Genomic DNA, 5,840 nt, shown 5'->3' with positions numbered 1-5,840 from the left:
GCGGAGTTCTCCTGGCGAAACGGCTCATCCGAGTCCGGAGACGGTCCGGGTGAGGGGCGGCGGGATGCGGATGCCATGCCTGGTACCGCCCGGGCGGGTCGCGCGGGCGTGGCTGTGTGCCGTCAGGGTCAGTGGTGGCCGCTGTGCTTCGCGGAGTCGTGCGGTGCGAGGTCCAGTACGGCCTTCGGCTGCACGAGGAAGGGGCGCATCATCATCATGTCCTCGTGTTCGTAGATGTGGCAGTGGTGCATGAACCGCCCTGCCGGGCCGTCGAACTCGGCGGCCACGGTGACCATCTCGCTGGGTTTGAGGGAGATGACGTCCTTGGGACCCTTCTCGGCCGCGGTCAGCTCGCCCTTCTTCTTGAGCTTGAGCGGCTTCCTGGTGCCCATGCCCCAGCCGCCGCCGTCGAGTTCGAACGCCACGAAGCCGCTGGTGTCGTAGACGTCGCGGCTGAGCCCCTGGAAGGAGACCGAGTGCAGGTGCATGGGGTGGGGGTAGGCGCCCTCGGACTTCTCCAGGCTGAGGAAGGTCCACCTCTCGGTCGAACCGGCCGCCACGGTGAACGTCACCGGGTCCTGGAAGTCGGCCGCGACCCGCTTGTACGTGCGCACCGTGCCCTCGGCGTCCTGGATCTGCACGATCCCGTCGACGGGCAGCTTGCCCTTCGGGGCCTCCACCTCCTCCATCTCCCACAGCTCGGGGTCCTTGGGATAGACCGGAGTGACGATCACCAGGCGTTCCCTGGCCCCCTCGGTCTTCTTCCGGGTGAGCGGCGTGAAGGACCGGGCGGCGACTCCCGGCGGGTCGAAGCCGTCCCCTCCCGCGCGCGAGGCCACCCGGAACTGCATCAGGTCAGGGCGTGCGCCCGGTTCGGGGAGGGTGTTCACCAGACGCAGCCGCTGACCCCGCACGCGGGAGAAGTCGATGAGTACGTCGGCGCGTTCGCCCGGCGTGAGCGGGAGGCCGTCGGTGATGCGCGCCGGCCGGGGCAGCAGCCCGGAGTCGGTCCCGATCTGCACGAAGGCCTCGGGCGGCAGCTCCTCGCCGTCCTCGTCGAGGACCTTCAGCAGATACGGGCGGTTGTTGGAGGCGTTCAGCGCCCGGAAGCGGTACCAGCGTGACTCGACGTCCAGATGCGGCCAGATGACCCCGTTGACCGTGTTGAACGGCCCGGTGAAGGGGCGGGTCAGCTCGTAGGGGTCGTCGGCCACGACGATGCCCTTGTAGAGCAGGTCGCCGGTGAAGGCGCCGTCCCCGTCCAGGTCCAGATTGCGGTCGAAGAAGACCAGGGGGATCTCGTGCTCCCCGGAGGGCAGCCCCAGCCCCGCCTCCTCCTCGTCACGGATCAGATAGGACCCGGCGACCAGCCCCGCGACCACGTTGAGGTGGGTGATGTGCATGGCGTGGTCGTGGTACCAAAGACCGCACGCCCGCTGCCTGTTGGGGTATTCGGCGAGCTGCGCGGCGCCGGGCAGCACCGCGTTCTCGGCCCAGCCGTCGTTGCCGCCGCCGGTGAACGCGCCGTGCAGGTGCACCACCGTCCACGGGGGCAGTGCCGCCACGTCCTTGCGGGGCTTGCCGCCGTCCCGCCCCGGGCGGTCCCACATCAGCGGCTCGTCCGGGTCCTGCGGCGGTACGAAGGGAATCCGCACGGCCGGCACGGGGAAGTCCCCGCTCAGTTCGTTCTCCCAGGCCACACGGAGGCGGTTGCCGCGCCGGACCTCGATGGTGGGCCCCACGTGCCCGCCCTCGTACGTCCACAGATGCGTGTACGGCAGGTCGCGGTGCAGCCGCACCCTGGCGCGGCGCATGGAGACCGTCAACTGCCCGTCGCGGCCCCGCAGTACGGGCGGGACGGGCAACGGGTCCACGAAGGGTTCCAGATCCTTCGCGGCCTGCGCGCCACGCGCCGCGTGCCCCGACGCAGAGGCTTCGTGGTGATGGTGAGCCGCCGGGGTGGCCCGCACGCCGGGGAGCTGGTCGACGGGCGTCCCCAGCGCGACGGTCATGGCGTCCGGGCGCAAGGGTGCGGGTACGGGGCGCCCAGCGGAGGCCGGAGCGGAGGAACCCACGAGCGCGAATCCGCCCACGGCCCCGGCTCCGGCGATGAATCTGCGCCGTCCCACCCGGCCGCGGAGGTATGAGGAAGGATTCATGACGGGTCCGAAGCCATGCTCTCTATGAGGCTCTTGGGACGCAGGTCGGTCCAGTTCCGCTCGACGTACTCCAGGCACGCCTGCCGGGTGTCCTCCGGGTGCGCCACGCTCCAGCCGGCGGGCACCTCGGCGAACGCGGGCCAAAGGGAGTGCTGTCCTTCGTCGTTGACGAGCACCAGGTAGGTGCCGTCCTCGTCCTCGAATGGGTTGGTCACAACATCCTCCTCAAGGTTAGGTAAGGCTAGCCTTATCTCAGTTCCCAGAACAAGCCCAGCGGCGGGCAGTTGGGACGGTCCTCCGGGACAGACCCCCTCCGGTCCTCGGGTGGCCGGTCGTTCAGGCGCGCCCCGTTCCCCGCCTGCGGAAGAGCACCCACGCCAGATAGACACCCCCGAGGACCGCGGTGGTGACGCCCACCGGCAGCTGGCTGTTGCGCCGGCTCTCGTCGACCACGGCGAGCCAGGGGACCCGCTCGCCCACCCAGGCGCCGATCAGGAAGAACTGACCGGACAGCAGGTGTGCGGCCGACAGCAGTGCGGCCCCCACGGCACCGGCCGCCAGCAGGCTCACGCCCGGCGGACGAGCGAGCAGGGCCGCGACCTGGGGAGCCGCCAGGGCGATGAACGGCACCGGTCCCGCACTGGCCACGGCCATGCCGCACAGGCCGATGCCGATCAGCGTGAGCGCGATCCGCGCCCTGCCCACCGGAACCCCCAGCCCCGCGGCGAGTTCGTCGCCCAGCTCCAGCATCCGGAGCTGACGTCCCAGGAAGGCCGCCGCGGGAAGCAGCACGCACAGCGCGATCGCCATCGCCTGGACCGAGCCCCACGTACGGCCGTTGAGCGTGCCGATCATCCAGACATGGGCGCTCTGCGCGTTGTTGAGGGCGGCTCTGGTGAGCAGGTAGGAGTTGACCGACCCCAGCATGGCCGTCACGCCCAGTCCGATCAGGACTATCCGCACCCCGTGCAGACCGCCCTTGGACGCGAGCAGGAACACCACGGCGGCCGTCACCAGCCCCCCGGTGATCGCGCCCAGGGCCACCGGTGCCGCCCCGTCCCCCGCCACGACGATCACCGCGATGGCCCCGGTGGCCGCGCCCGAGTTGAAGCCGATCACGTCGGGACTGGCGAGCGGATTGCGGGAGATGCTCTGGAAGACGGCCCCGCTCACGCCCAGGGCGCAGCCGACCAGGATCGCCAACAGGGCCTGGGGAAGGCGTTCCTGGTTGACGAAGAAGACGGCCAGACGCTCCCCGGTGCCGAAGAACACGGCGCGTGCCACGTCGCCGGGGGAGACCTGATAGGCCCCCATGCAGAGACCGGCCGCCAGCAGCAGAGCCGAGACCAGCAAAGCCAGCAGGCTGACCTTCACGGTCCTCGGATGCAGACGGAAGCCGATCCGGCCGGAGCCCAGGAACACGGGGCGCGCACCGGAGGACGGGCGCGTACCGGAGGGCGGGCGCGTACCGGAGGAGGTGACGCCCGGTGCGCCGGCCGGTGGCTTCTCGGCGGCCGTCACAGCGAGATCTCCTTACGGCGCCGCACCATGGCGATGAACACCGGGGCGCCCACCAGCGCCGTCACCGCGCCCACCTCCAACTCCCCGTGGGGCAGCACCACTCGGCCCAGGATGTCGGACGTCAGGAGCAGCACCGGCGCCAGCAGGACGGAGTAGGGAACGACCCAGCGCAGATCGGGTCCCGTCAGCCAGCGCGCCACGAGCGGCACGACGAGGCCCACGAAGCCGATCGGCCCGGCGGCGGCGGTCGCCGAACCGCACAGCAGGGTCACCGCGACCAGCCCCAGCAGCCGCGTACGGGCCGGCCTGGTGCCGAGGGCGCGGCCCAGTTCCTCGCCCAGGGCGAGGGAGTTGAGGGGCCTGGCCAGCAGCATCGCGATGACCAGCCCGCACACCACGAACGGCAGCAGTTCCAGCACCAGTTCGGGCTTCCGTCCGGCCAGCGAGCCGACCATCCAGAAGCGCAGGTAGTCGTACGTCGCCAGGTCGAAGACGGTCAGACCGGCGATCATCCCGGTGAGGCTGGCGCTGACGGCGGCGCCCGCCAGGGCCAGCCTCACCGGTGTGGGCCCCGCCCGCCCCGAGGCACCCAGCAAGTACACGAGCACGGTGACGGCCGCCGCCCCCACGAAGGAGAACCACACCAGCGAGGTGAAGGAGGCGAGCCCCACCACGCCCATGCCGAAGACCACCGAGACCGAGGCGCCCGCGTTGACGCCCAGAAGTCCTGGATCGGCCAGAGGATTGCGGGTGAGCGCCTGCATCACCGCGCCCGCGGCACCGAGTCCGGCGCCCACCATCAGACCGACCACCGTGCGCGGCAGCCGGAGTTCACGGATGATCCCGGTGCTGTAGGAGCCGTCGTCTGTCCACAGCGCGGACCACACCTGGAGCAGCGAGGTGTCCTTGGCTCCGATCCAGGTGCTGAGCAGCACCAGCAGCAACAGGACACCGCCGATGGCCACCAGGCCGCCGCCGCGCAGCAGCGTGCGGGTCCGTTCCGGAAGGCGGGCGGACGTGCCCGTCGCGGGGGAGACCTCTGTGGAAGGGCTCACGGGCGCGCGCTCATCTGCCGGTGCCGGCGTGGCTGGTGAGATAGCCGCCCATCGACGTGAAGTACTCGGTCGCCGCCCAGTCGCGGCCGTCGTCGGTGCGCACCTTCCGCAGCAGCAGTCCGGGGCTCCTGCCGCGCCGGGACCCGGCTCCGGCGACGATCACCACGCCGTCGCCCTCGGGGTAGAAGATGCGCCCGGGGGTTCCGCCGTAGTTCGCCCGGGAGACACCGGCCTCTACTATGCGCAGCCGCTCGCCCCGGTGGTAGCAGTATGCGTTCGGATACGGGTCGGACTGGGCGCGCACGAGCCGGGCGAGGTCCTCGGCGGGCCAGGTCCAGTCGATGCGGCTGTCCTCCAGCGAACGCTTGTGGAAGAAGGACGCCTTGGACCTGTTCTGGGGCGTCCACTCGGCCATGCCGGAGTCGATCAGCTCCAGCGAATCGGCCACGAGGGGAGCGATCAGATCCACCGTGCGGTGGAAGAGGTCGGTGGCGGTGTCCTCCGGCCCGACGTCCACGGCCCGCTGCAACAGCACGTCGCCGGCGTCCAGTTGGGGATTCATCCGGTGGGCGGTCACCCCCACCTCGGGCTCGCCGTTGATCAGCGCCCAGATCAGCGGAGAGAAGCCGGCGTAGGCGGGCAGCAGCGAATCGTGCACGTTGAGGGTGCCGTGCGGGGGCAGGTCGTAGATCTCCGGGGGCAGCCAGGTGCGCCAGTTGTTGGCGACGATCAGGTCGGGCGCCGCTTCCTTGAGAGCGGTGAGCAGCTCCTCGTCGTCGGGCCGGTTCCGCAGCAGTACGGGCACCCCGTGCTCCTCGGCGAGATCGGCCACCGAGTCGCCCCAGATCTTCTCGTAGACGTGGTCGCTCTTGGGGTGGGTCACCACGAGGACGACCTCGTGCCGGGAATCCAGCAGCGCCTTGAGCGTGCGATGACCCCAGGTCTGGTAGCCGAACATGGCAACCCGCATCTTGTCGCCTCTCCACTGTTGAGTCTTCGACGGTCTCCGGCCGGCTCCGTGACGTCGCCCGGCCTCCGCCCGCGGAGGCCCGCCGGCACGGCGGACGTCAACTCCCGCGCGGTGCGGGGCCACTGGCAGCGGCGA

5 protein-coding genes are annotated in these 5,840 nt (G+C 70.8%); all 5 read right to left on the bottom strand.

Annotated elements, in window-relative coordinates:
* Positions 1 to 128 precede the first annotated feature (128 nt).
* The 5 genes from HCC61_RS11960 to HCC61_RS11940 all read right to left on the bottom strand — a co-directional run bounded on the left by HCC61_RS11960 (position 129) and on the right by HCC61_RS11940 (position 5,705).
* On the bottom strand, positions 129 to 2,159 hold the full coding sequence (locus tag HCC61_RS11960) for a multicopper oxidase domain-containing protein (protein WP_169135369.1): 2,031 nt from the start codon (positions 2,157 to 2,159) through the stop codon (positions 129 to 131).
* Positions 2,156 to 2,374, bottom strand: a complete 219-nt coding sequence (locus tag HCC61_RS11955) for an MbtH family protein (protein WP_169135368.1) — start codon at positions 2,372 to 2,374, stop codon at positions 2,156 to 2,158. Before HCC61_RS11955 ends, HCC61_RS11960 begins: the two co-directional genes overlap by 4 nt.
* A gap of 121 nt (positions 2,375 to 2,495) precedes the next feature.
* Positions 2,496 to 3,680 carry an iron chelate uptake ABC transporter family permease subunit gene (locus HCC61_RS11950; protein ID WP_169135367.1) on the bottom strand — a complete coding sequence of 395 codons (1,185 nt, stop codon included), beginning with the start codon at positions 3,678 to 3,680 and terminating at the stop codon, positions 2,496 to 2,498.
* A complete protein-coding gene (locus tag HCC61_RS11945; protein ID WP_206322426.1) occupies positions 3,677 to 4,666 on the bottom strand; it encodes an iron chelate uptake ABC transporter family permease subunit in 990 nt (329 codons plus the stop codon). Before HCC61_RS11945 ends, HCC61_RS11950 begins: the two co-directional genes overlap by 4 nt.
* Before the next feature lie 79 nt (positions 4,667 to 4,745).
* Positions 4,746 to 5,705, bottom strand: coding sequence for a methionyl-tRNA formyltransferase (locus tag HCC61_RS11940; protein WP_169135366.1), 960 nt, complete (start codon positions 5,703 to 5,705; stop codon positions 4,746 to 4,748).
* Between the last annotated feature and the right edge of the window lie 135 nt (positions 5,706 to 5,840).

The sequence above is a fragment of the Streptomyces sp. HNM0575 genome, from assembly GCF_012726265.1.
Lineage (GTDB): Bacteria > Actinomycetota > Actinomycetes > Streptomycetales > Streptomycetaceae > Streptomyces.
The sequence above is the reverse complement of the archived record's forward strand: the minus strand, read 5'-3'. Positions and strand labels throughout refer to the sequence as shown.